This is a genomic window from Arthrobacter sp. P1_D4 (assembly GCF_056406115.1).
This window is the reverse complement of the sequence record NZ_JBFUAU010000002.1, coordinates 468,487-491,928: the sequence shown is the minus strand read 5'-3', so window position 1 is coordinate 491,928 and position 23,442 is coordinate 468,487. Positions and strand designations below refer to the sequence as shown.

28 protein-coding genes are annotated in these 23,442 nt (G+C 65.8%); 12 read left to right on the top strand and 16 right to left on the bottom strand.

Annotated features, from left to right (window positions below):
- Positions 1-15: 15 nt before the first annotated feature.
- The 3 genes from AC1D0A_RS03220 to AC1D0A_RS03210 are packed head-to-tail and all read left to right on the top strand — an operon-like array spanning position 16 to position 2,671.
- Positions 16-861, top strand: a complete 846-nt coding sequence (locus AC1D0A_RS03220) for a DUF4097 family beta strand repeat-containing protein (protein ID WP_476945181.1) — start codon at positions 16-18, stop codon at positions 859-861.
- Positions 862-893: 32 nt separating this feature from the next.
- Positions 894-1,838, top strand: coding sequence for an ATP-binding cassette domain-containing protein (locus AC1D0A_RS03215; RefSeq protein WP_243177506.1), 945 nt, complete (start codon positions 894-896; stop codon positions 1,836-1,838).
- The gene (locus AC1D0A_RS03210) at positions 1,835-2,671 is read left to right on the top strand and encodes an ABC transporter permease (RefSeq protein WP_476945180.1); all 837 of its coding nucleotides are present in this window, start codon (positions 1,835-1,837) and stop codon (positions 2,669-2,671) included. Before AC1D0A_RS03215 ends, AC1D0A_RS03210 begins: the two co-directional genes overlap by 4 nt.
- 199 nt (positions 2,672-2,870) lie before the next feature.
- Here AC1D0A_RS03210 and AC1D0A_RS03205 read toward each other — a convergent pair whose 3' ends face one another.
- The 11 genes from AC1D0A_RS03205 to AC1D0A_RS03155 all read right to left on the bottom strand — a co-directional run bounded on the left by AC1D0A_RS03205 (position 2,871) and on the right by AC1D0A_RS03155 (position 11,069).
- Positions 2,871-3,893, bottom strand: coding sequence for an LLM class flavin-dependent oxidoreductase (locus tag AC1D0A_RS03205; RefSeq protein ID WP_476945179.1), 1,023 nt, complete (start codon positions 3,891-3,893; stop codon positions 2,871-2,873).
- 115 nt (positions 3,894-4,008) lie between these two features.
- Positions 4,009-4,611 carry a hypothetical protein gene (locus AC1D0A_RS03200; protein ID WP_476945178.1) on the bottom strand — a complete coding sequence of 201 codons (603 nt, stop codon included), beginning with the start codon at positions 4,609-4,611 and terminating at the stop codon, positions 4,009-4,011.
- A 111-nt stretch (positions 4,612-4,722) separates the two neighbouring features.
- Positions 4,723-5,661 (bottom strand): NmrA family NAD(P)-binding protein, encoded by a 939-nt coding sequence (locus tag AC1D0A_RS03195; protein WP_243177511.1) that lies wholly within the window; start codon positions 5,659-5,661, stop codon positions 4,723-4,725.
- 146 nt (positions 5,662-5,807) lie between these two features.
- Entirely contained in the window at positions 5,808-6,188 is a 381-nt protein-coding gene (locus AC1D0A_RS03190) for a hypothetical protein (protein ID WP_243177512.1), read from the bottom strand.
- Between the two features lie 6 nt (positions 6,189-6,194).
- Entirely contained in the window at positions 6,195-6,515 is a 321-nt protein-coding gene (locus AC1D0A_RS03185; RefSeq protein WP_243177513.1) for a hypothetical protein, read from the bottom strand.
- A gap of 42 nt (positions 6,516-6,557) precedes the next feature.
- Positions 6,558-7,856 (bottom strand): Y-family DNA polymerase, encoded by a 1,299-nt coding sequence (locus tag AC1D0A_RS03180; RefSeq protein WP_476945177.1) that lies wholly within the window; start codon positions 7,854-7,856, stop codon positions 6,558-6,560.
- Between the two features lie 8 nt (positions 7,857-7,864).
- Positions 7,865-8,296 (bottom strand): LexA family protein, encoded by a 432-nt coding sequence (locus AC1D0A_RS03175; protein ID WP_223916267.1) that lies wholly within the window; start codon positions 8,294-8,296, stop codon positions 7,865-7,867.
- A gap of 315 nt (positions 8,297-8,611) precedes the next feature.
- Positions 8,612-9,379 (bottom strand): SCO1664 family protein, encoded by a 768-nt coding sequence (locus AC1D0A_RS03170; RefSeq protein ID WP_243177517.1) that lies wholly within the window; start codon positions 9,377-9,379, stop codon positions 8,612-8,614.
- Complete coding sequence (locus AC1D0A_RS03165; protein ID WP_243177520.1) at positions 9,379-9,933, bottom strand: DUF3090 domain-containing protein; 555 nt, start codon at positions 9,931-9,933, stop codon at positions 9,379-9,381. The genes AC1D0A_RS03170 and AC1D0A_RS03165 overlap by 1 nt, the downstream gene beginning before the upstream one ends.
- 24 nt (positions 9,934-9,957) lie before the next feature.
- Positions 9,958-10,650, bottom strand: coding sequence for a histidine phosphatase family protein (locus AC1D0A_RS03160; RefSeq protein WP_243177522.1), 693 nt, complete (start codon positions 10,648-10,650; stop codon positions 9,958-9,960).
- A gap of 191 nt (positions 10,651-10,841) precedes the next feature.
- Complete coding sequence (locus tag AC1D0A_RS03155; protein ID WP_476945176.1) at positions 10,842-11,069, bottom strand: hypothetical protein; 228 nt, start codon at positions 11,067-11,069, stop codon at positions 10,842-10,844.
- 207 nt (positions 11,070-11,276) lie between these two features.
- Between AC1D0A_RS03155 and AC1D0A_RS03150 the strand changes: the two genes are divergently transcribed.
- Together AC1D0A_RS03150 and AC1D0A_RS03145 are read left to right on the top strand one after the other, a co-directional pair.
- Positions 11,277-11,729, top strand: a complete 453-nt coding sequence (locus AC1D0A_RS03150; protein ID WP_476945175.1) for a DUF1648 domain-containing protein — start codon at positions 11,277-11,279, stop codon at positions 11,727-11,729.
- Entirely contained in the window at positions 11,653-11,982 is a 330-nt protein-coding gene (locus AC1D0A_RS03145) for a DUF5808 domain-containing protein (protein WP_476945174.1), read from the top strand. The genes AC1D0A_RS03150 and AC1D0A_RS03145 overlap by 77 nt, the downstream gene beginning before the upstream one ends.
- Here the strand turns inward: AC1D0A_RS03145 and AC1D0A_RS03140 are convergent.
- On the bottom strand, positions 11,951-12,541 hold the full coding sequence (locus tag AC1D0A_RS03140; protein ID WP_476945173.1) for a dihydrofolate reductase family protein: 591 nt from the start codon (positions 12,539-12,541) through the stop codon (positions 11,951-11,953). The two genes, AC1D0A_RS03145 and AC1D0A_RS03140, sit on opposite strands and share 32 nt — an antisense overlap.
- A gap of 77 nt (positions 12,542-12,618) precedes the next feature.
- Entirely contained in the window at positions 12,619-13,062 is a 444-nt protein-coding gene (locus AC1D0A_RS03135; protein WP_476945172.1) for a VOC family protein, read from the bottom strand.
- Positions 13,063-13,274: 212 nt separating this feature from the next.
- Between AC1D0A_RS03135 and AC1D0A_RS03130 the strand changes: the two genes are divergently transcribed.
- Positions 13,275-15,209 (top strand): glycoside hydrolase family 15 protein, encoded by a 1,935-nt coding sequence (locus tag AC1D0A_RS03130; protein ID WP_476945171.1) that lies wholly within the window; start codon positions 13,275-13,277, stop codon positions 15,207-15,209.
- A 275-nt stretch (positions 15,210-15,484) separates the two neighbouring features.
- Here AC1D0A_RS03130 and AC1D0A_RS03125 read toward each other — a convergent pair whose 3' ends face one another.
- The gene (locus tag AC1D0A_RS03125) at positions 15,485-15,976 is read right to left on the bottom strand and encodes a hypothetical protein (RefSeq protein ID WP_243177534.1); all 492 of its coding nucleotides are present in this window, start codon (positions 15,974-15,976) and stop codon (positions 15,485-15,487) included.
- Positions 15,977-16,232: 256 nt separating this feature from the next.
- On the opposite strand from AC1D0A_RS03125, the gene AC1D0A_RS03120 reads away from it, so the two are divergent.
- The 5 genes from AC1D0A_RS03120 (at position 16,233) to AC1D0A_RS03100 (ending at position 19,615) form a co-directional block, all read left to right on the top strand.
- Positions 16,233-16,532: a hypothetical protein gene (locus AC1D0A_RS03120; protein WP_243177536.1), complete on the top strand. Its 300-nt coding sequence runs from the start codon at positions 16,233-16,235 to the stop codon at positions 16,530-16,532.
- Between the two features lie 75 nt (positions 16,533-16,607).
- Complete coding sequence (locus AC1D0A_RS03115; RefSeq protein ID WP_243177538.1) at positions 16,608-16,829, top strand: hypothetical protein; 222 nt, start codon at positions 16,608-16,610, stop codon at positions 16,827-16,829.
- A 138-nt stretch (positions 16,830-16,967) separates the two neighbouring features.
- Positions 16,968-17,381: a hypothetical protein gene (locus AC1D0A_RS03110; protein WP_243177539.1), complete on the top strand. Its 414-nt coding sequence runs from the start codon at positions 16,968-16,970 to the stop codon at positions 17,379-17,381.
- A gap of 7 nt (positions 17,382-17,388) precedes the next feature.
- Complete coding sequence (locus AC1D0A_RS03105; RefSeq protein ID WP_476945170.1) at positions 17,389-17,631, top strand: hypothetical protein; 243 nt, start codon at positions 17,389-17,391, stop codon at positions 17,629-17,631.
- An 886-nt stretch (positions 17,632-18,517) separates the two neighbouring features.
- Positions 18,518-19,615: an AAA family ATPase gene (locus tag AC1D0A_RS03100; protein WP_476944321.1), complete on the top strand. Its 1,098-nt coding sequence runs from the start codon at positions 18,518-18,520 to the stop codon at positions 19,613-19,615.
- 252 nt (positions 19,616-19,867) lie between these two features.
- On the opposite strand, the gene AC1D0A_RS03095 is transcribed toward AC1D0A_RS03100, so the two are convergent.
- Together AC1D0A_RS03095 and AC1D0A_RS03090 are read right to left on the bottom strand one after the other, a co-directional pair.
- Positions 19,868-21,154, bottom strand: a complete 1,287-nt coding sequence (locus AC1D0A_RS03095; RefSeq protein ID WP_476945169.1) for an FAD-dependent oxidoreductase — start codon at positions 21,152-21,154, stop codon at positions 19,868-19,870.
- Entirely contained in the window at positions 21,147-22,472 is a 1,326-nt protein-coding gene (locus AC1D0A_RS03090) for an MFS transporter (RefSeq protein WP_476944319.1), read from the bottom strand. The genes AC1D0A_RS03095 and AC1D0A_RS03090 overlap by 8 nt, the downstream gene beginning before the upstream one ends.
- A gap of 49 nt (positions 22,473-22,521) precedes the next feature.
- Here AC1D0A_RS03090 and AC1D0A_RS03085 point away from each other — a divergent pair, with 49 nt between their 5' ends.
- Entirely contained in the window at positions 22,522-23,343 is an 822-nt protein-coding gene (locus AC1D0A_RS03085; RefSeq protein WP_459384729.1) for an IclR family transcriptional regulator, read from the top strand.
- Positions 23,344-23,442 lie beyond the last annotated feature (99 nt).

Here is a 23,442-nt window from a genome sequence, read left to right as displayed (position 1 = left end):
AAGGAAGGCCCCAGCATGCCCACCTACGACACCCCCACCCCCATCGACCTCGCCATCAAACTGCAGGTCGGCGCGATCGAAATCATCGCCACTGACCGCGACGACACGGTCGTGACCGTCTCGCCGACGAACCCCGCGAAAGCGGTCGACCGGCGGGGCGCGGAAGAGACCAGGGTCGACGTCGACGGCCAGCGGCTCATCATCACCGGCCCCCGGCCCCGCATCAGCTGGATCGGCCCCACCGAGTCGGTCGATGTGAAGGTCGAGCTGCCGGCCGCGTCGCGGCTCACCGCCGAGATAGGGGTCGGCGGCGTGCGCGCCGTCGGACGCCTCGGCGCTACCCGGATCAAGAGTTCGATGGGCCGCGTCGATCTCGACTCCACCGGCGACCTGTGGCTGCGCGCCTCGCACGGCAACGCGACCCTCGGCACCGCCGAGGGCGGGATCGAGATCACGGCCGACCACGGTCAGATCCGGATCGGCAAAGTCACCGGCGACGCGATCCTCAAGGCGTCGCACGGCACCATCCTGATCGGGGAGTCCGGCGGCGACCTAGAAGCGAAGCTCTCCTACGGCGACCTCGAGATCTCGAAGGCACTCGGCTCCGTCGCGGCGAAGACCGCCTACGGCAGCATCCAGCTCGCAGAGGTCTCGAGTGGTTCCATCCAGGTCGAGAGCGGCTTCGGCCAGGTCACCATCGGCGTGCGGCCCGGCGTTCCCGCCTGGCTCGATCTGTCCTCGAAAGAGGGGCACGTCCGCAACCAGCTGGACAGCGACCGCGCTCCCGACGCGTCCGAACAGACCGTCGCAGTGCGTGCACGCACCCAGCACGGCGACATCAGCATCCAGCGCGCCCAATGACTCCGGGCCACCAACAGAAGGGAACGAAGCACATGAACACGCCAGCAATCGAAGTCCGCGGGCTGCGGAAGTCCTACGGCGCAAAGGCAGTGCTCGACGACGTCGACCTCACCGTGGACGCGGGCACCGTCACCGCGCTGCTCGGCCCGAACGGCGCCGGCAAGACGACGACCGTGCACATCCTGTCCACCCTGGTGCGGCCCGACGGCGGCACGGCACTGGTGAACGGATGCGACGTCGTGCGCAACCCCGACGGCGTCCGCGCCGCGATCGGCCTCACCGGCCAGTTCTCCGCGGTGGACAGGCTGCTCACCGGCGAGGAGAACCTGCTGCTGATGGCCCGGCTGCGCCATCTTGGAGCGAAGCGCTCGAAGACCCGGGTGGCCGAGCTGCTGGAGCAGTTCGACCTCGTCGAGGCCGCCCGCAAGCCGCTCGCCACCTACTCGGGCGGGATGCAGCGCCGCCTCGACCTCGCCATGACCCTCGTCTCGGCGCCCAGCGTCATCTTCCTGGACGAGCCCACCACGGGCCTGGACCCGCGCAGCCGCCACACCATGTGGGACATCGTCCGCAGCCTGGTCGCGGACGGCACCACCGTGCTGCTCACCACCCAGTACCTGGACGAGGCTGACGAGCTCGCGGACCGCATTGCGGTGCTCGACGGCGGCCGGCTCGTCGCCGAGGGGACGCCGGACGAGCTCAAGCGCCTGGTGCCGGGCGGACATATCCGGCTCCGGTTCGCCGATGCCGCGCGGCTCGACGCCGCCTCCCGGCTGCTCGGCGAATCCGCCCGCGACGACGCCGGGCTCTCGCTCACCGTGCCGAGCGACGGCGGTGTCGGCACGCTGCGCACCGTGCTGGACCGCCTCGACACGGCCAACCTGGAGGTCGACGACCTCAGCATCCACACCCCGGACCTCGATGACGTGTTTTTCGCGCTCACCGGCCGGGTCGAGACGAAGGGAACCGAATCATGACCACCATCGCCGCCAAGCGCCGGACGGCCCCGGGCACCGGCCAGCAATCGCACGTCATTGCCGACTCCGTGACGATGCTGCGCCGCAACCTGCTGCACATGCTGCGCTACCCGGGCCTGTCGGTGTTCACCATCGTGGGGCCGGTAGTCCTGCTGCTGTTCTTCGTGTTCGTGTTCGGCGGCACGCTCGGGGCCGGCCTGCCCGGCGCTGATCCGGCCGGCGGGCGCGAGGCGTATGTCGCCTACGTCATGCCGGGCATCCTGCTGTTGACCATCGCCGGCAGCGCAGGCGGCATCGCGACGACCGTGTCGATGGACATGACCGAGGGCATCACCGCGCGGTTCCGGACGATGGCGATCTCGCGGGCCGCGGTGCTCGCCGGGCACGTGCTCGGCAATACCATCCAGGCGATTATCGCCGTCGTGCTCGTGCTTGGCGTCGGCCTCCTGATTGGCTTCCGCCCGACCGCCGGGTTTGTCGAATGGATCTCCGCCGCAGGTCTGATCGTGCTCATCGCGTACGCGATCAGTTGGCTCGGGGTGGCCATGGGCATGCAGGCGAAGTCGGCCGAGACCGCCAGCAACCTGCCCCTCGTGCTGACCTTCCTGCCCTTCCTCAGCAGCGGCTTTGTGCCGACCGAGTCGATGCCGGAAGGGCTGCAGTGGTTCGCGCAGTACCAGCCCTTCACGCCGTTCATTGAGGCCATCCGCGGGCTGCTGCTCGGCACCCCGCTCGGCTGGAGCCCGGTGCTGGCAATCGGGTGGTGCGTCGTGCTTGTGGTCGCGGGGTACGCCTGGTCGATGGCGATCTACGAGCGCAAGTCGGTGCGCTAAGCCCAGGGTGCACCCGGTCGCTGCGGGCGGTCGCGAGCGCATCGCGGCCGCCCGTCCTGTGCCTCAGCCGAGGTGGCGTCCGGCGTCAAGGCTGCCGCGCTGGTGAGTGCCGGCTGGACCGGCGTCGTCGCACTGGCGTTGCAATGCTGGACCCCGCAAGCGTCGACGGCGCGGCGCCCGGGGAATCTGTCACGAGGGGTCAGCGCCAGCCGAGCTGCGGCGCCACATACTTCAGGATCGACTCGATGACGTGGGCGTTGTAGTCGACTCCGAGCTGGTTCGGGACCGTGAGCAGTAGGGTGTCTGCCGTGGCGATCGCCTCGTCCTCGGCCAGCTTCGCGGCCAGCTCGTCCGGGGCACCCGCGTAGGACCGGCCAAAGACCGCGCGCGTTTTCTCGTCGATGTTGCCCACCTGGTCGGAGCTGTGGCGGTCGCGGGCGAAGTATTGCCAGTCGCGCTCGTCCGTCAGTGCGAAGATGCTGCGGCTGACCGAGACGCGCGGCTCCCGCTCGTGCCCCGCCTCCTTCCAGGCCTGCCGGTAGAGCTCGATCTGCTCGGCCTGCTGGATGTGGAACGGCTTGCCGCTCTCGTCATCCTTGAGCGTGGAGCTCTGCAGGTTCATGCCGAGCTTCGCCGCCCAGATGGCCGTGGCGTTCGAGCCGGAACCCCACCAGATGCGCTCGCGCAGGCCCTCCGAGTGCGGCTCCACGCGCAGCAGGCCCGGAGGGTTCGGGAACATCGGACGCGGGTTCGGTGCCGCGAAGCCCTCGCCAGTGAGCACCTCGAGCAGACGCTCGGTGTGCCTGCGGCCCATGTCGGCGTCCGACTCGCCCTCGGCGGGGGCGAAGCCGAAGTAACGCCACCCGTCGATGACCTGCTCGGGTGAACCCCTGCTGATGCCCAGCTGCAGCCGGCCGCCCGCGATCAGGTCGGCCGCGCCAGCGTCCTCCGCCATGTAGAGCGGGTTCTCGTAGCGCATGTCGATCACGCCGGTACCGATCTCGATGCGGCTTGTCCGGGCCCCGACCGCAGCGAGCAGCGGGAACGGGGAGGCGTATTGCTGCGCGAAGTGGTGGACTCGGAAGTAGGCGCCGTCCGCACCCAGCTCCTCGGCCGCGACCGCGAGGTCGATCGCCTGCAACAGCGCGTCCGACGCGGTGCGCGTGCCGGAATCCGGGTGGTCGGTCCAATGGCCGAAGGACAGGAATCCGATGTTCTTCACACCGGAAACCAACATGGTGGCGGCGGTTCTTATTCCCCCCGGGCCCTCAGCCTCGCACCCCTCCCGCGGGCCCCTCCCGCGGCACGCCTGGCGCCCCTTAGGCGGGACCGCGGGCTCAGCCGGCCTCGTAGGGGGTCCGGAAGAGGGTGATTCCCCATTCCGGGTTGTGCAGCACGATTCCAGTCTCCCGTTGTGCAAACTGAAGCGGAGCTTGAAGGTATCGTTTCATCCGCGACTGTTCCTGCTCCCACGGGAAGTTGCACGTGCCCAGGGAACTTTCCAGTGTCCCCGGATCCGGCGTGATCGTTTCGGTGGCAATGCTGACCGAGACCGCATACGAAGCACAGGGGATGCGCACGGTCATTAACGTGCGGCCGCCAACGCTGCCGAACCGTATCGCGTAGTCGCCGGAGCTCATTCCCGGATCACGGGGCACAGAAGCCGGCGTCATGGAACCGGCTGTGAAGTACTGGCAATCCAGCGCTCCGCTGGCTACGGCGTTCTCTGCACGCTGTGGCAGGCATTCATCTAAACCCTGCCGGGGGGCAGGCGGAATCGGCGGAGCCGGGGCGAGGGTCATGCCCGGTGACAGTCCGGCGCCCGTCGACGGTGCGGCCTTGGCGGCGGGCGGTTTGGTGACGGTTTGCTCGCCGGCCGGCATGCTTTGTGGGGGAGTAGATGCGCAGGCCGCGGTTAACGCGACAACGGCGAGGCTCACTACGGATAGCAGTGTCGGCGTCGTGTGCATTCCATAACGAGCGGGTCCCCCGGGCGCGGCCATGATCCGAACCCTAGGGGTTCGGGGCTTGTCCGTGCAACAACCCCCAGGCTAGGCGACCGGGGCCGGTGAGCTTTGCTGCACGTGCTGGTCCAGGATGTCCCGGGCGGTTGTCCACGTCCGGCTCCCGTACCGGTCGTTGCTGACGTAGTTCAGGGTCGCGTCGCCGCTGAACATGCTGGCGAAGTACTGCATGCCCTGCCACGGCGGGAACGGCTTGTCAGAGGCCGGCATGAAGGCTTTGACTGCCCGGCTCATAGCAGTCAAGGAACCGACGCTGCCCGCGTAGAGGAGCCGGAATGGCGTTCCGGTCAGGTCGGACATGGTGGTTGCCAGGGTCCTTGCCGTGACCTGGTCTCCGGCGATCTGGAGGACGCGGGGAGTCCGCTGGTCGAGGGCGGCAGCGGCGGTGTAGGAGGCAGTGTCATCCTTCGTGGTGAAGTCGAGCACCTGGTCGGCGTCGGACCAGAAGAGCACACGACGCCGGGAAAAGAGGATCATGGGTGCCTGCCCGGAGAGCATGTCGGTGAAGGCGCCATTGAGGATGGAAGTGGCCCGGATTTCGGTGGCATCCAGCCGCTGTGCGAAGTCTCGGCGGAACTGCAAGTTCCGGTTGCTTCGGGGGCGGATTCCACGGTAATCGATGGAGTAATCGGAAGGGATGAAACGCGGTACGCCCACCGCGGCCGCCGCCTCCAGCAAGCGCGATTGGGCGTCGAAAATTGCGCTGTCCACGCCGTTGATCGCGGAGACTATGCAGTCAACATCCGCGCAGGCCCTTCGGAGGCCCGCGGGATCGTCGTAGCCCGCCTGGATCACTTCGACGCCTTGGGCGCGGAGCTGCGCAATGCGCTCCGTGCTGGTTCCTGGCCGTGTCAGGACCCGAACGGTGGCCCCCAGGGCGACCAAATTCTGCAGGATACGCCCGCCGAGATCGCCGGTGGCGCCGGCAAGAAGGACAGTGCCCGGAGTGGGAGTCGTCGGGATCATGGTTCGCACCTCAAGTGTCGGGCGGAAAGGGATAGTGGGCTAAACACTACCAACGGCAGGGCAGCCGCGATTCCCGGGTGTGACTCGATACATCCCCGGGCCGGACTGATCAGCGGAACCGTTGGACGTCGGTTCGCGGGCCGGCTCTACTGCCAGCGGTGGGATTCCAGCGCGCGAAACAGGGGAGCGCCGCCGCTTTTCAGATGGTCAACGGGGCGGGACCCGCCGAGTTCCCGGCAGGGTGTAACCATCCAGACCGCGAAGTAGTTGTGCGGAACCTTCAGTTCTATGGCGCGCTGGAATAGTCCGACGACGGTCGGGTGGAGGTGGCCGCCGGCGACGAATTGGAATCCCGGGCAGAACGTGCCGTCGTCGATGAAGACGCGGACGAGCTGCTGCACTACAGGGTCGGGGTCGTCCATCAGTTCGGCGAGTCGGCGGCGGACCTGTTCCAGGGCGGGCAGCGTGAATTCTGCCCTGATCCCCGCCCAGGTCTGGTCATTGATCGGCTGACGGTTCAGTGTCACCGTTGCCTAGCCGCCATCGCTGATGTCGTCCAGAAGCCACTGGACGGAGCGTGGATTCCGGCGCAGCGTGAAGGTGTGCAGCGCTGAATTCGACCCCAGCCGGGCCTCGACACGCCAGTATTCGATACCGGCCGGGTTGGCGCCGCCAGCGGCGGCCGTGCATCGGGTGCCCCGCCCGGCGTCACCGCCGATCCAGTGCCGGGATTCGGTGGCCGGATCGACAAGCCAGATCCGTCCGTCGTGCCGGATGGCAAGGGGCTTGCCTGCCGGGTCGAGCCGGACTTGAAGGTCAAGGGTTCGTGTGGGGTTTTCGGTGCTGAGGGTCATGGGGTGGTCTTTCGTGGTGCGGTGCTGCGGGGTGTGGTGGCGTTAGGCGGCTTTGACGAGGGGGAGTTCGTCCCAATGGGTGGTGTAGCGGGGGGAGAGCATGTCCCGTTTCATGGTCCAGTCCGGGCCGCCCCGAATGCCGGCGTGGCCGAGGCCGATGGAGCCGCGCCCGTATCGGCGTGTCACATCTTCCAGGAGGGTTCCGATGTGGCGTTCCTCGTGCGGGTTCTGGAACAGGGCCAGCGGTGCCTGGTTTCCGGTGGGCCGCAGGTCGGTGACCATGATGCCCGCCCGGGCGTATTTGATGCCTTCCTGGATGTGGGGCAGGAGGGCGTGGGCGGCCCGGGTGAGTAGGACGGGATCGGCGGTGGGCATTGGCAGCGGCACGCACACCGAGGGGTAGGAGGTGTCGTTCGGGTTGAAGTGCGAGGTGCCGGCGAAGGCGGTGAGGACCTTGGCCTGGAGGCCGTGTTTGGCCAGCCGTGCTGAAGCCTGCTGGCCGTAGACGGACAGGACTTGCCGCATGCCGGCGGCGGTGGTGATGGGGGTGGCGAAGGAGCGCGAGAAGATGAGCTGGTCCCGTCCGATCCGTTCTTCTTCCATCGGGATGCACGGGGTCCCCTGCAGTTCCAGGACGGTGCGCATCACGACCACGGAGAAACGGTCCCGGATCATCACCGGGTCGGCCCGGGACAGGTCAAGGATGGACTGGAGCCCTAAGGCGTTGAGGCGTTTGGTCAGCCGCGTCGCGACGCCCCAGATTTCGATCACGGACAGCCGGCCCATCAGCGCTTCCCGGTCCCCGGCGGGCACGGAGTCCCAGTGGCAGACCCCGTCGAAGGCCGGGTTGTGCTTGGCCCATTTGTTGGCGAGTTTCGCCAGGGTCTTGGTTCCGGCGATCCCGACGCAGACCGGAACCCCGACGTTGCGCCGCACGGCTGCCTTCATGGTCTGGCCCAGGATCAGCAGGTCCTCCGGCGCGCCTTTGACGCCCAGGAAGGCCTCGTCGATGCTGTAAACCTCCAACCAAGCGCTGTAGCGGCCCAGCAGTTCCATCACCCGGGCGCTGATGTCCCCGTAGAGCTCGTAGTTGCTCGAGAGGGCAACAAGTCCCCACTCCTTGGCCCGCGGGGCGAGTTTGAACCATGGTTCACCGAGGCCGATCCCGAGAGCCTTGGCTTCCGGGGACCGGGTGACGGCGCACCCGTCGTTGTTGGACAGGACGACGACGGGCCGGCCTTCGAGGGACGGGTCGAATGCCCGCTCGGCCGAGGCGTAGAAGCAGTTCACATCCACGTGCGCGATCTGCGGCATCCGCCGCATCGGGGAGGGCTTAGACATGGTGTGCCTCAAACATGGTGCAGGCAGCGGGTCGCGACGCCCCAGATGACCAGATCAGACATGGACGGAACCCGGATGTCCGGGTAGGACGGATTCTCCGCCTGCAGCACGACGCCGGCGGCCGTGATTCGCAGCCGCTTGATGGTCAATTCTCCGTCCAGGACGGCTATGACTACGGACCCGTCCTTGGGTTCCAGGGCCCGGTTGACGATCAGTTCATCCCCGTCGCTGATGCCGGCGCGTTCCATCGAGTCTCCGGAGACCCGCACGACGTACGTGCTGGTGATGTCCTTGATCAGATGCTCGTTCAGGTCAATCCGCCCATCAAAGTAGTCCTGGGCCGGCGAGGGGTACCCGGCCGCGACGGGGACCGGAGAGATCAGCACCGACAGCAACGACATGCCCGCATCTATCACGCGGGGACCGACAACAACGCCCACAACACACCCTTATTCGAATATATGTTCGATACATTCAGTGTAGCCGGACGTACCGACAAAAGTTGGACTCTGCCCATATCCCTCGGCTGCGTAAGCAGCGCGGTTTCTCCTCAACATCGCAACAACTGACTGAAGGGGTGCTTCTTATGGGACGCTCGCCGCGTCGTTTGCGGAAGATGGGGCCTGCGGGCTTGGTTGAGCGTAGGCGCTGCTATCGGCGTTTGGGCAGCGAGTTCTTGGTGACAGTTGCTCCGTCGCTACCTTAAGATCCATGCCGTCGTGACACAGCCTGCGAAGCCCGTAGCCGCAATTCCCTTAGAACAGCGGCCAGGGCACCGCCGACATCTCACCGCTCGGAGCCGGAAACCGCCCTGCCAAGCGCAACCGTGCGCAGCGCGCGGCGAGCGATGCGATTTCTTCGGCGCTGAGCAAGTCCGCCAGGTTCCGGCCCAGCCCACCGTGCAGTCCTTCGCTGACACGATCGATGCCGTCGCGTTCCTCGGCGGTCAGCGCGTCTCCCAGCCATCCCCACAGCACCGTGCGCAGCTTGTGGTCACGGTGAAAGGTGAGCCCATGGTCCACGCCGTGCCGGTGTCCGTCCGTCATGGCAAGAATGTGGTCGCCTTTGCGGTCGGCGTTGTTGACGACCATGTCGAACACCGCCATGCGTCTGAGCGCTGGCGAGTCTTCGTGAACGAGGGCGACCATCCGTCCGTTCTCATCCCGTCCCTCGAGAACATGTTTCCAGCCCGTCTCCGGCACCTGGTCCGTCGCGACCAGGTTCACGGCGCATCGGGCGGGGTCTTGCTCCTGCCAGAGCTGCACCATTCCTTCGCCCAAAGGACCATCGCGCAGCCAGGTGTGCGGCACGACGTCCCAGCCTAAGACCTGCGAGACCAGGTAGGCGGCCACCTCCCGGTGAGCCAGGGTGCCGTGGGGAAAATCCCACAGCGGACTTTCGCCTGCTATCGGCTTATAGACGACCACCACGTCGCCGATGCTGCCCAGAAATGTAGCGTTTGAAGCCGTCGTGATGCGGCCGGTGAGCGTCAGCTCGGCGGCCACTAGGTCCGGCGCTGGCATCAGACCTCGGGAAGGGTGCAGATGTGCCCGTCGGCGTCTATGGGGTAACCGCAGAGCGGGCACGTCGGACGCCCGGCGCCCACGATCTCACGGGTGCGCTTGGCGAATGCGCGGGCGGTGCCGACCGGCATTCGCACCAGCAGCATTTCGGACTCGTTAGCGCCGCCCTCATCAAGCGGTTCGTCGTTGTCATCAGCATCGACATCGGCGATGGGGTAGGCCTCTATTACGACCTGGGCCGTGGTTGGGTCCCAACCTAAGCTCATGGCGCCGGTGCGAAACTGCTCCTGAACGGCCTCGAGCTGGTCATTGTCGACAAGTTCAATGGGAGTGCTCGTGGGAACGCTGAAGGGGTTGCCCTCGACGGTGATGAGCTGGTCGAGAATTTCGTCGATCTTCTCCGCGAGCAGAGCCGACTGCTGCTTCTCCAGGGCAATACTCACGATCTGCGTCCCTGCGCGCACCTGCAGGTAGAACGTGCGCGCCCCTGGAAGGCCAATGGTGCCGACGACGATTCGATCAGGCCAGGCAAACTCGTGAACACGTGTAGGCATGTCAGTATTTTAGGCACATGAGGTTCATGGCGCCTTTTGCCCTGCACCGCCGCCCACCGGCGCATCGCCAGAGTGGATGCCGTTCGACAGCCACGACAGGTCACCCGCGTCGGTGTTGGTCGCGTAGACGCTCGGCCGACTAGCGCCGTAGCGCACGATCGATACGGAGGCGGGGCCCACGTTAATACGCTGGAACAGGTCAAGGTGCATGCCGAGCGCGTCGGCGAGGATTGACTTGATGATGTCACCGTGACTCACCGCCACCCACACGGCCCCTGGCCCGTACTCGGCTTCGAAGGCTGCATCGTGGCGTCGAATCGCTGCCACCGACCGAGCCTGCATCGCGGCCATGGATTCACCGCCGGGAAAGACGACGGCGGACGGTTGCGACTGCACAACCGGCCACAAATCCTCGGTCGCGAGATCACTGAGGGTGCGGCCCTGCCACTGGCCGTAATCGCACTCGGTGAGATCGAGATCGACCGGCGCGTACGGCGTGCCAGCCTGGCGATCGAGGATGAGCTGGGCGGTCTGCTGACAACGCTCAAGAGGGCTCGACACCACCCCGACTACGGGCACGGCCGCGAGCCGGTCTCCGGTCAGAGCCGCCTGGTCGCGCCCGATCTGATCCAGGCTGACGCCGACGGCCCGACCGGCCAGCAGTCCAGTGGCATTGGCTGTGGTGCGGCCGTGCCGCACGAGAATAACTGTCGCCATCCACCCAGCCTAACCACTCGATCGACGGCGGTGTGCACCGTACCGGGTCGCGCGCCGAACAGGCAGATAAAGCCCTGGCGGAACTCTTCAGGCGCGCCGACGCGCTCAAAGCCGCCCAGACGGAGCGCAGGCGCCCTCCCTGCGGTTGCTGATTTGAGCCGAATTGGGATGGGTTTCTTCACTGGATACCGTCAAGCATCGCAGTCAGATGGTTCGCGGTTGCTCACTTCAACCGCATGGAACCGTTGATCGGGGTGCTCCGGCATTCTGATTCCGGAGATAGCGCCGTCGATGTCATCAGCTGATGGCTGGTCCGATCCGCCGTCAGGCTTGCAGAGGAATCCCTGGGTGAACAGTGCGTCGGTGTTCACCCTGCGGATCTTGACCTCGTCGATGGTGAGGCCTGTGCGATCACCCATTGAGAGCCCCCTTCAAGCTGTGTAGGCGCAGTAATCCTCGGAGACTTGGCCCCGCTCGCGACAGAAGTGAGCTGCCTGGCTAGAACTAGATCAGGATTCTGTTCACGGGCGGCATTTTCTCAAGAAGTTATGGGCCAAGGCAACACAGTGGACACCGGCCTGAGGACAGATCCTCCGCGGTTTCCCTGGCTCTGGCCGGCCCCTGCAGTGATCGTCATCGTCGTCACGGTCATAACAGGCGTGATCAGCTACCCGTCGATGCCCGACGCGCTCGCGGTCCACCAGGGCGCGAACGGCGCGCCCAACCGGCTGGCAGCCAAGTCGGTGGGCTCCGCGTTCTCTCAGGTGTTCGTGCAAGCCGGTGTGACCGGGTTGCTAATGGGTCTCGCGGCGCCCATCTTCCACAGCCGGCCCGACCTCGACCCGGCGCGCCCGCTGGCCTCGGCGCGCTGGTACCGGCAGTACATGTCACTGGGCGTCAAAGCGCTCGTCGGGCTGGTCGCGATGATCGACGTGGGGATGCTGGGCTCGTCGCCGTTGATGTGGACCGGGACGGTCACGCAGTGGGCAGTGGGCGGGACTGGTGGTCACGCTCCCGATCCCGGCCGCCGTCGTGGTTGCCGTCGTGGTCCTGGCCAGGAACAACCGCGAGCGCGATGAGGGTGAGAAGGACACAGTGCTGACCCACCGGGACGAGGACAAGTACTGGCGCGGTGGCCTGGTCTACATCAACCTCGAAGACCACTCGCTGATGGTTCCGCGACGGTTCGGACTGGGGTGGACGCTCAACTTCGGCAATCCAAGGTCAGCGATGCTTCTGGACGGCGCCGCGGGCGCCCCAGTGTCCGGCGAGCGACCTCCGAGGGCTAAGGGTCGGCCTGTCAGCGGATTACCCGATAGCGCACGTGCGTGACGAGGCTGGTACCGCTCACGTCCGTCGGCTCAAGCTTGAGGTCCGTCACGCCGTCCAGCAACCGCTCACCCGCTCCCAAAACTATGGGCGCAATGTGGAGCCGCAGCTCGTCGATCAGCCCCGCCGAAAGGAACTGTCGGGCGGTCTGCGCTCCTCCGGCTATGGCCACGTCCTTGCCGCCAGCGGCCTTCCGCGCCTGGGCCAAAGCCGACTCGATCCCATCGGCCACGAAGTTGAACGTTGTGCCGCCCTCCATCTCCAAGGGCTCGCGGGGGTGATGGGTGAGAACGAACACAGGTGCGTGATACGGCGGTTCCTCACCCCACCATCCCCGCCACTGCTCATCCCATGCCCCTGGACCGGCGTACATGTTCCGGCCCATGATGTAGGCGCCGGCGGCGAGGATGCCTTCGAGCTCGGCTGCGTTGGACTCGGCTTCTTCGAACATCCACCTGTGGAGGAGTTCTCCACCCCGGCCCAGGGGTTCCGTCATGCTTTGGTTTGGGCCCGCAACGAATCCGTCAAGGGAAATAGTCAGATCGCATGTGACTCTGCTCATGCGCCCATCATGCCAGCACTCGGCGGGGCCCTGACATATCAAGGCGCAGGCGTGCTAGCGGATTTGGAGTTGGCGGGTCAGCCGATCCGCTCGGCCAGGGACACGATAATCCCCTCCGGACCGCGCACATAGGCCATGCGCCAGATGTGCTCGTACTGGCCGATGTTGCCGACCAGCCCGTAGCCGTCCGCGGCCAGCTGGTCGACGACCGTCTGGAGGTCGTCGACCTCGAAGGCGACGTTGCGCAGCCCCAACTCATTGGCCATCGCCGCGGGCGATCCAGGCTGGTGGTCGGGCCGGACAAAGCTCGAAAGCTCCAGCCGGGTACCTCCGTCGGGCGGCCGCAGCATGACGATCTCCGTACGGGCGTCGGGGATGCCGATCACCGTGTCGAGGAACTCGCCCTCGACGAACATCGGCGTGCCCTCGACCTCGAGACCCAGCCCGACGAAGAACGCCGTCACCTCTTTGAGATCGGCAACGGTGATACCAACATGATCGAAACGCCGTACCTGTGACATGAGATCAATCCTCCGTTGTTCATCTTGTCGATCCATCGGACTTGCGGAGCCGACGGGGATTCTCAGCACAATCATCGGCGAAATCCTTCGCCGCCGCATTCGCCGTCGTCCTCTGCGATGAAGCACTGACCGTTGATGAAGCACTGACCGTTGGGGAGGAAGCCGTCCAGGTAGCCGGGGTCCCGTTTCCACCCTGAGGGGAACATACTGGGGTGGTGAGCATCGACGCCCGGTCAGGGGCAGAGGGGAGGCGGCGGCCCGGGGCCGGCACGAGCCCGTATCCGCCGATCGCCGACTATGGGTTTTTGTCTGACTGTGAGGCCAACTGCTTGATTGCATCGAGCGGGCAGGTCGAGTGGATGTGCGTGCCACGTCACGACTCACCGAGTGTGTTCTCCACTATCCTCGACCGCGCCGCGGGTGGCTTCAAGGTGGCGCCGTACGGCGTCCGGGAGCCCACTGCGCGCCGCTATCTCCCCGGCAGCTTGATCCTGGAGACCACGTGGCAGACCAGGACGGGCTGGCTGATCGTGAGGGATGCCCTGGTGATGGGTCCGTGGCACCACACCGACGAGAGGGCCGGCCGGTACCGCCGCCCGCCGACGAACTACGAGGCCGAGCATTGCCTGCTGCGCACCGTCCGGTGCGTCAACGGTGCGGTTGAGCTGTCCGTGCTGTGCGAGCCGGTCTTCGGCTACGGCCAGCGCCGGGCACGGTGGGAGTTCTCCAGCCCCGGATACGGAGAGGCCGTGACCGTCAGTGGCAATGAGGGGGAGCCGGTGCTGCATCTGACTACCGACCGCCGGCTGGGCATCGAGGACTCCATCGCGGTCATCCGCAGCCGGATGACCGAGGGCGAGCAGGCCTTTGTCGCGCTCTCCTGGGGGTCGCTGCCCCCGCCGCGGACCTGGGAAGAAGCCACGCGCAAGCAGTGGCAGACCACTGAGTTCTGGAGGCAATGGATCACCGGGGGCGAGTTCCCCGACCACCCGTGGCGGGAGCAGCTGCAGCGCAGCGCGCTGACGTTGAAGGGCCTCACCTATGCGCCGACTGGAGCTCTGGTCGCGGCGCCCACCACCTCGCTGCCCGAGACGCCTGGGGGAGAGCGGAACTGGGACTACCGGTACACATGGGTGCGCGATTCCACGTTCGCGCTCTGGGCCCTCTACACCCTCGGCCTGGACCGGGAAGCCGACGACTTCTTCGCTTTCATCCGCGACGTCGCCGCCGAGGACGACCTGCAGATCATGTATGGCATCGACGGCGAAAGGGACCTTCCCGAGGTCACTGTTGAGGGACTCGGCGGCTACGACGGCGCCCGCCCCGTCCGGATCGGCAACGCTGCCGCCCACCAGCGCCAGCTCGACGTCTGGGGCATGATGCTGGACTCCGTCTACCTCCACGCCAAATCCCGTGACCAGCTTCCCGAGCCGCTCTGGCCCGTCCTGCTCCGCCAGGTCGAGCAAGCCGCCGCGCACTGGCGGGACCCCGACCACGGCATCTGGGAGGTCCGTGGCGACCCGAAGCACTTCACCTCCTCAAAGCTCATGTGCTGGGTCGCCCTGGATCGTGGTGCCCGGCTGGCGCGCCTGCACGGTCAGGCTGATTACGCCCGCAAGTGGGACGCCGTCGCCACGGAGATTCACGAGGACATCTGCCGCAATGGTGTCGACGACCGAGGCGTATTCGTCCAGTCCTACGGCACGATGAACCTCGATGCCTCGCTTCTCCTTGTTCCGCTCGTCCGGTTCCTGCCCATCAGCGATCCACGCGTGCGCGCCACGGTCTTGGCCATCGCCGATGAACTCACCCGGGACGGACTCGTCCTGCGCTACCGCCCCGAGCAGACCGACGACGGTCTCACCGGCGACGAAGGGACCTTCACGACCTGCTCGTTCTGGCTCGTCTCAGCCCTGGTCGAGATCGGAGAGGTGGTACGCGCCAAGGCACTGTGCGAACGTCTGCTGTCCCTTGCCAGTCCCTTAGGCCTCTACGCTGAGGAGCTGGATCCAGTGAGCGGCCGTCACCTCGGCAACTTCCCACAGGCGTTCACCCACCTGGCCCTCATCAACGCGCTCGTGCACCTCATCCGCGCCGAAGAAACCAACCGCGCGGCGCAGTTCGCCCCGGCCCACCGCACGCCCTGATACGCAGACGAAGGTCAAGGTATGGATTGCAACGACGGGCTCACGCTTCCACGGGAAGCCGCCCTGACGCGGGTCCCGGAACCGGATGTTCTGCCCCGCCGCAGCCGTGCGGAGAGGTGACCGATCCGGAGAGGCAAGGAGCAGCCCATGTGGAGTGACGTGCAGGAATCCGGGCCCTCCGTTGTTGATTGCTTCCTTGGTTTTCCTGATGCGGACATGGGTAGGTCAAAGAAACGGACCGCCGTGAGGCGGTCCGCCAAGTGTGAATGGGATGGTTACTCGGCCTTGAAGGTGAGCGAATCTTCGCCGCTCGACCAGAGCAGCTTGCCGCTTTCATACGTCATTGCAATGGGCCGCTTCAGGAATTCCTGAACCCAGAGTCGCTGGTAACCCTCAGCGCCTACACATCCCTCAGCGCCTGTCGCAATCTTCCCGGCGACGGTGAGGATGTTGCCCTTGATGACCACCGGGGCGCCCAGGGGCCCGCATGGGGTCCGCACGGTCAGCAGCAGCTCACCGTTGATGGACGTGAGCTGAGCCTTGACGGCTCCGTTCGCCGCCCACGGGAGGGCTTTACCGTTCGATGCGGCTGAGACGCTGTCGTAGGTGGTGCACGGCGCTCCGGGCAGGAATGGGGCGCACGTTTGCTGCGGCTGGGATGTGGTGGCCGGGAGGGGAGTGGGTGCACTTTTGTCAGCTTGAGCGGATGTTGAGAGGGGCGTCGGCGTGGACTGCCCGCCAGGTGGCGTCGCTGCACATGAGGTCATGAGCAGTGAAGCCAGTAGAACGGAAATTTTGAGTGGCAGATGCCGAGCACGATCCATTATTCCCCCTAGGAATGAACGCTGAACCTGACCATAGACGTAGGACCTCTGATTGTCATTAGGTTTGGGTGACCAATTTTTGGGGCCCCTTCTTGCATGGGTAAGCGGGGAGGGGGACGAATAATTGACCACGCATTAGCCGAGCAACCCAACGGCAAATATCCGCCCCCAGCCCTAGGGTGGGAGGGACAATGAAGCCATGACCACACCCCAGGCAGCATTCGCGGCCTTCATGATCGCAGCCCTCATCTCAACCGCGATCTACTTCACCGTCACCTACCGACGCACGACCAAGAGGATCGCAGACAACGCCAACACCCAGGGGGAGGCGGCAATCGCCGTCGGCACCGACCAGCCGCGAAAGCCTGGTCTGGCAGCCAAGCTGAACTACCTCCTCTTCACGGACAAGCACCCGCACTTTGACGCGCGCGACAGCCACAACCACACCGCACCTCACAACGGGAGCACCAACCCGACCTCCACGGCCGCCAATCACTGAATCAGCGGCAGCGGCGGGTCATGACGCCACCCCAGCTACTCCACCACTCGCGCGGAACGGATCGGACAAGGAACCATGGACACAACACAAGCAGTAATCACAGCCCTCATCATCACGGCATTGATCGCAACGGTCGTCTACTTCGTCGTCCGCAAGAAGGTGGGCGCCGGTAACAAGCACCCTCACTTCGAACCGCGCGCTACCCGCGACCGCGAACTGGGCAATGACGGCCGCTATTACCCGAACGCCACCCGGGTCAACGGAGGCTACAACGGCGGCGGCAGCCTCCCAGGCTGACGCCAACCCAGCTACTCGCAGCGGAAACCCCCGGAAATCACTGGATTCCCGGGGGTTTCCGCTTTGCGCACCCTCTGCATAACACTACAAAAACGCGGGGGAGTAGGACCCGAAAAGCCCATGGCGTAGGTTGAGCCCATGAACACCCGCCGCCGCCGACAGGCCACCCTGTGGACCCTGGCCATCCTGGCATCCCTCCTACTCACCGCCGCGGGCCTGGCCATGACATTCTCACTCATCCGCACCCCAGGGGAAGGCCCTGGCCACGCCCTAATCTTCGCCGGAACTGCCGCCTCGGCCGCTGCAGCCGCCTGGGCACGCCTGAGGGATCTTGGATGGCCGATAGTCCTGGCCGTCGCGGCACCGGCCCTGCTGGTCGGCTGGCCGGATGCCGTCATGCCCGACAGCTTCATTCCGCACCTCGGGGCCGTGCTAGCTCTACCGGCAGCGCTCATCGGGCTCATCATCGGGCTGGTGGCGGGCGGGCGGCCGGAGAGCGGCCACCAGGAGCAGGGTCTACCTCCCGGGGGCCATCCGGCAGGCGGGGGATGATGGCGGCATGGATGCATTACTGAGCTGGATGCGAAAGTCGCTCGAACGGTTCCGCACCCGGAAGGGGTATGTGTGGATCGTCCAGCATGACGAGTCGCCGCACGACACGATCCTTGGCGTGTTCGGCGACGAGCAAAGCGCCAGTGACTACGCCGACGTGATGGGCTTCCAATTCACCAAGGGCGTGATCTGGGGGAAGTACAAAATCGGGTCTCGGGTTGACTCCAGAGGGGAGCGGTATCACGACTGAACCAAGCCCCTTCTGTAGCGTTATACATAGTTACCTTACATAATGTTGATTATCGGCGTTTAGATCTTGTGCGGTGGGAGGCCTTGGACGGGGCCTTGAGGCGGAGGAAGCTGGTCGAAATGTTGCTCTGGGCGGCGGCATCTTCGTCACCGAGCTCTGACCTCTTTGCGGGAGGAAAGAAATCCCGAGCCGGCAGTAAGAGCCCGGTCAACGAAAGAGCGATGAAGACGACCTGGTGGATATGGTCAGTACCCGGCGGAAGCTGACCAATCAGGTGGGCGGCCCAGAACAGCGGGTAGAACCAAAGTGCGTACCACGCCCAGGGTTCGCCTCGTCGATATGGCACGAGCACGATAAGACCGCCAAAAAGTCCCAGCCCGAACGAGGCGAGACCGTTCGCCCGATACAGCCCCACGTTTGCGCCCATCGGAACCGCAGCGACAATCGCGCCGAATGCCAGGAGGCCCGCGCTGACAATTGCGAGGCAGATCCGGCCGATCAGTAAGGGCCACCTTCTATCATGCACTAGGTCAGACTAACTGCCGCAGGTGAGTGCTCGCGCTCAGTCGTTGTTTTTAGCCGTGCGGGTACGCCCGTTCACAGGTTGATGCAACTTGCGGCGTGGTGAAGTGGCGTGGCTCCGAGGCGTCACCCCAGCCTCCTGCGGGTCCACGTCAGCCAAGCTAACGCCAGGACTCGATCAGCGGCAAACAGGCAAACAGGCCATCAGGCCAATTCTTCCGCAGGGTGCCGACGGGCTTACTCCCCCGCCGGCTCTCACTTAGGCCGCTTCGCCGCAGCTTCTGGCCGGGGTGTCAAGGGTGGTAGGCTGGCCCCAAATTCACCACTTTCACCACTTTCACCTACTTTCACCCTGGAGGTCCCGGTGCGGAACCCGTTCAAGCCCACCGCAGGGGCCACGCCGCCGGACTTGATTGGGCGGGCCGGGCTCTTGGATGAATTCGAGTACGGCCTGCAGCAAGGCTCGGGAGCACCCGGGCTTTTGACCATCATCACCGGATCCAGAGGCATCGGCAAGACAGTCATGCTGAGCGCCGCGGAACGGATCGCGGGAACTCACGGCTGGGCGGTAATCTCCCGAACAGCAAACCCCGGTTTCCTCGCCGGAATCGGCGACGACATGCTCCGGCTTGTCGAGGAACTCGGAGACGGGCCCCCAACACGGAAAATCACAGCATTCTCGGCGGCAGGGTTCGGACTAACAACGCAACTCCCCCAGGAACGGAGTGCCGACTGGCGACGGACCGGGAACGAACTTCTGCGGCTGTTGGACGCCAAAGGTACAGGACTCGTTATCACCATCGACGAGATACATGCGGTGGACCGCACAGAAATTTCCCAACTGGCCGCTGAAGTGCAGCATTTCATCCGCGACGGACTGCCCATCGGCCTCATCTTCGCCGGCCTGCCATCCGCCGTCTCCGACCTCCTCAATGAAGGAGTGGCGACCTTCCTGCGACGCGCCGACAGGATCAATCTCCACGAGGCAGCCATCGCCGAAGTCACCGCGTCCTACAGCGAGCTCTTCAGTGAGGGAGGGATAGACGTCTCCCCCGGCCTCGTCAGTGAAGCCGCGGAGGCTACGGAGGGCTACCCCTTCCTTATTCAGCTTGTGGGCTACTACCTCTGGCTGGAGGCCGGAAAGGCCGACTGGAAACTGGATGAGAGCAGCGTGCACAGCGCCATCAGCGCCGCTCAACGACGAAACACACTAGTAGTCGTCGAGTCAGCGCTATCGGATATCTCGGACAAGGACCGCGAGTTCCTCGACGCCATGGCCCTTCAGGATGGATCATCGGCAGCGGGCCTGATCGGAAACATCATGACGGCCAAGCCCAACGTGGTTTCCAAGTACCGAAAGAGACTCATCGCCGCGGGCCTGATCGAGTCAGCCGGCTACGGCAGGGTGGACTTCGCAATCCCCGGACTCCGCCAATACCTCCGCGAAACAGCGTCGGCCTGATGCAGTGACGGAACGTCAGCGGAGCTCCTCGACCAGCCCGATGATGATTCCGGCGGGGCCGCGGACGTAGCACAGCCTAGGGGGCCGGGAATTCTTGCCGTTGACGAATACCGTGCGTCGACAACATCCAGGAATCGGCGGAAAGTCCGCACCGGATCATGACGGAAGAAGCTCCGGGCCGGGCTCCTTGAGGAAGCCGGCCCGGAGCTCGTAACGGGTTACTCAATGACGGCGCCCGGCCCGGAGCCCGGATCAGGCGGAAATCTTGTCCGCCATGCCGGAGTGTGCCGCGCGGGCCGCCGGCACGCCGTCGCCGTCCTGGCCGTACAGCCAGTCGTTGTACCGGAAATCGTTGTCCATCCGGCTCTTGAAGAGCAGGTTGCGCAGCGTCCGGGCCAGCCCCGAGACGTGCCAGGATTCGCCCCAGACGCGGGCGGTGCGCTGGACCCTGGCGGTGCGGCCGGCGCGGAGGCTGTTGAATTCCTTGATCGCGCCGTCCCAGGCTGCGGGGTTGACGCCGGCGGCAGTGAACACGGTGCCGTTGGTGACGTCCTGCAGCACTGCTGCGTCCTCGAGCGCCTGGCAGGCGCCCTGGGCCAGGTACTGCAGCATCGGGTGCGCGGCGTCGCCCATCAGCACCATCCGGCCGGCCACCCAGTTTTCGATCGGATCGCGGTCGTACATGGGCCAGCGCATGCTGGTGCCCAGGTTTTTCAGCGCAGCCTGGACGGCGGGTACGCAGTCCTTGTACGCGGCCTCGAGCTCGTCGACTCCCCCGTATTGCTCCTCGCCGCGCTCAAAGGAGGCGGACTTGAAAACGGCCACGGTGTTCAGCAGCTCGCCCTTGCGCAGCGGGTACTGCACCAGGTGGCAGTCCGGTCCGAGGTAGACAATGACGTCCTCGAGGTCCGCTTTGGGTGTGTGTTCGGTTATGGGCACGGTGCCGCGGTAGGCGACGTAGGCCGAGGGGACCGGCTCGTCGCCGGCAACGAGCGGGCGCAGGGTGGACTTGAGCCCGTCGGCGCCGATGACGACGTCGGCCTCGTAGTCCACGCCGGCGGCCGTGTGGGCCACTCCCCTGCCGTTCACGGTCTCCACGCTCTCGACCATGACATCGTTGACCAGTTTCACGCCCGCCGCTTCGCAGCCCTCGAGCAGGACCCGGTGCAGGTCGCTGCGGTGGATCACCACGTAGGGCGCACCGTAGCGTTCCTCGAATTCCCCGCCGAGGCTCTGGCGCGTGAGCTCCTCGCCGGTGACGGCGTCGCGGAAGACCAGGTGCTTGGGCTGGACGCCAATCTCCAGGGCCTTGTCCAGCAGGCCCCAGCGCTTCAGGACGCGGGAGGCGTTGGGCGCCATCTGCAGCCCAGCGCCGACCTCGCCGAATTCGGGGGCCCGCTCCACGAGGGTGACGTTGGCGCCGCTTTCCCGCAGCGCGAGGGCTCCGGCCAATCCGGCCATTCCCCCTCCGATGACGAGGACATCAGTGGACAGTCCGTCGGTGGACAGGAAACTGGTTGACGGGACGTGCTCAGACATTGCTTGCTCCTGTTAGTGAAGGGGAGGTTGAGAGTTTTGATTTGAGTTTGAGCCCGACGGCGGCCAGCAGGACCGCTGCTATCGCGGCTGCACCGGCGAAGGCCAGGAAATTGGAATTGACGCCCAGTCCGGCAGCCAGCAGGAGGCCACCGATCTGGGGTGCGGCGACGGCGCCGATGCGGCCCGTCCCCAGCGCCCAGCCCAGCGCGGTCCCCCGCAGGTGCCCGGGATAGTGGCTCGCGACGGCGGCGATGATGAGGCACTGGGTGCCGTGGGTGCCGACGCCGGCGAGGACCAGCATGAGGTAGACGACCGTCACGGGCGGTCCCGTAACCAGCACCACGAGCGCGCCGGCGGCGACGGCGGCCGCGGCGATCGCCGTCGGGATCGGGCCGAACCGGGTCCCGGCCCAGGCCGTGATGACCGAGCCGGCCACCGCACCCAGGTTGAGGGCCAGGGCGAAGGTCAGGGCTGAGCCCAGGTTGTACCCGGCCAGCTGCATGAGGTTGGGCAGCCAGGTTCCCAGCCCGTACCAGGCGAACAGGGTAGCGATTGTCGCGAGGGCGAACAGCAGGCTCACCCCCAGGTAAGGGGCGCGGAGCAGGGACTTGAAGCCGATCGGCTCTTTGAGGTTGCGAGTTCGCCTGTCCTCGGCGCTGACCGGGGCCAGCGTCTCGGGCAGGTATTTCAGTCCGAGAGGCACCACGATCATCAGTGCGAGCACGGCCACGAGGAACATGGACTCCCAGCCGAAAGCAGGGATCAGTTGGATGCCGACGAGGGCGGCGATGGACCCGCCGATCGGGACGCCGGACATCATCAGGGTGGCGATGGTGGACCGCCACTTAGTGGGGACCAGTTCGGCAACGAGGGCGTTCGCCGAGGGCACCAGGCCACCGAGCCCAATGCCCGCCAAGAGCCGCAGCCCCCCGAAGACGGCTGCGTTGGGGGCGAAGGCGCAGAGGATGGTGAAAATCGAGAAGACGATGGCACAGCCCAGGATGGTGCGGCGGCGGCCCCACGAGTCGGCCATCCGGCCGGCGAAGATCGCCCCGATCATCATGCCGACGAAAGCCATGGAACCAATGGTCCCGGCGGTGGCCTTGGTCAGCCCCCAACCGGTCTCGGAGATCAGGGAGGACTGGACCGTGCCGTAGACGATCAGGTCGTAGCCATCGAAGACCACCAACAGCCAGCAGACCAGGACGGCGGCTGCCGAGCCTTTGGAGAACCGTGATGCAGGCCCACCAACGGTAGAGGGGGCAGGGGCCCCCGGCGAAGACCGTTGCGGCACTGCAACAGATTGTGTGTGATTCATGCCACTCACTGTCCTAGCCGCCGCAGGTGAACCACAATACAATTCTGATGTGCAGAACAACCCATCCGGCAGAGCGGCCCGGAAGCCCGTCCAGAAACGGCCCACCTATTCCATCGAGGCGGTGGACAACGCGCTGCAGCTCCTCCAGCTGCTCCGCGACGGCGGAGCACTCCGGCTCAAGGACGCCGCCGAGGAGCTGGGCGTGGCGCCCTCCACCGCCCACCGCCTGCTGGCGATGCTGGTCTACCGGGGTTTCGCCGTGCAGGATGAAAACCGCCGCTATGTCCCCGGCCCGGCAATGGGCGTCGGGCCGGCCGGCCTGAGCTGGACCCGGCTGCTCCGGTCACTGGCCCAGCCGCACATGGAGCTTCTCTCTGCACGGCTCAACGAGACGGTGAACCTCATGGTGCGGGTGGGGACGAAAGTGCGCTTCCTGGCGACGGTGGAAGGGAGCAATGTGCTGCGGGTTGGTGACCGGCAGGGGACGGTGATGGCCGCCAACAAAACGTCGGGAGGCAAGGCCATGCTCGCCGAACTGGAACAGCCGATGATCGACCAGCTCTTTCGCAGCAACAATGCCGAGATTGGCGGGGACACCATTGCGGCCGCGGAGTACCCGGCGTTCCTGCGCGAGCTTGACTCCGTCCGCAGCAACGGATTCGCGGCCAATTTCGAAGGCACGGAAGAGGGCGTGAGCGCGCTCGGGATGGCCCTTCACAACCGGCACGGGCACGTGGTCGGCGCACTCAGCGTCGCCACTCCGGCGACCCGCTTCCGCCGCGTGTTTGACGCCGGACTGGTCCCCGCCCTGCGGGAAACCTGCCGGCAGCTGGAGATCGATATCGCGGCCAACCCGGCCGAGCCGGACTGAGCACCGCGGCCGCCCGGTTCCGGGAATTCTGACCAGCAGAATATGTTGGGGGTCACACACCGGCATCCGTAGAGTCGAACTACGCCAAAGAACTGTTCT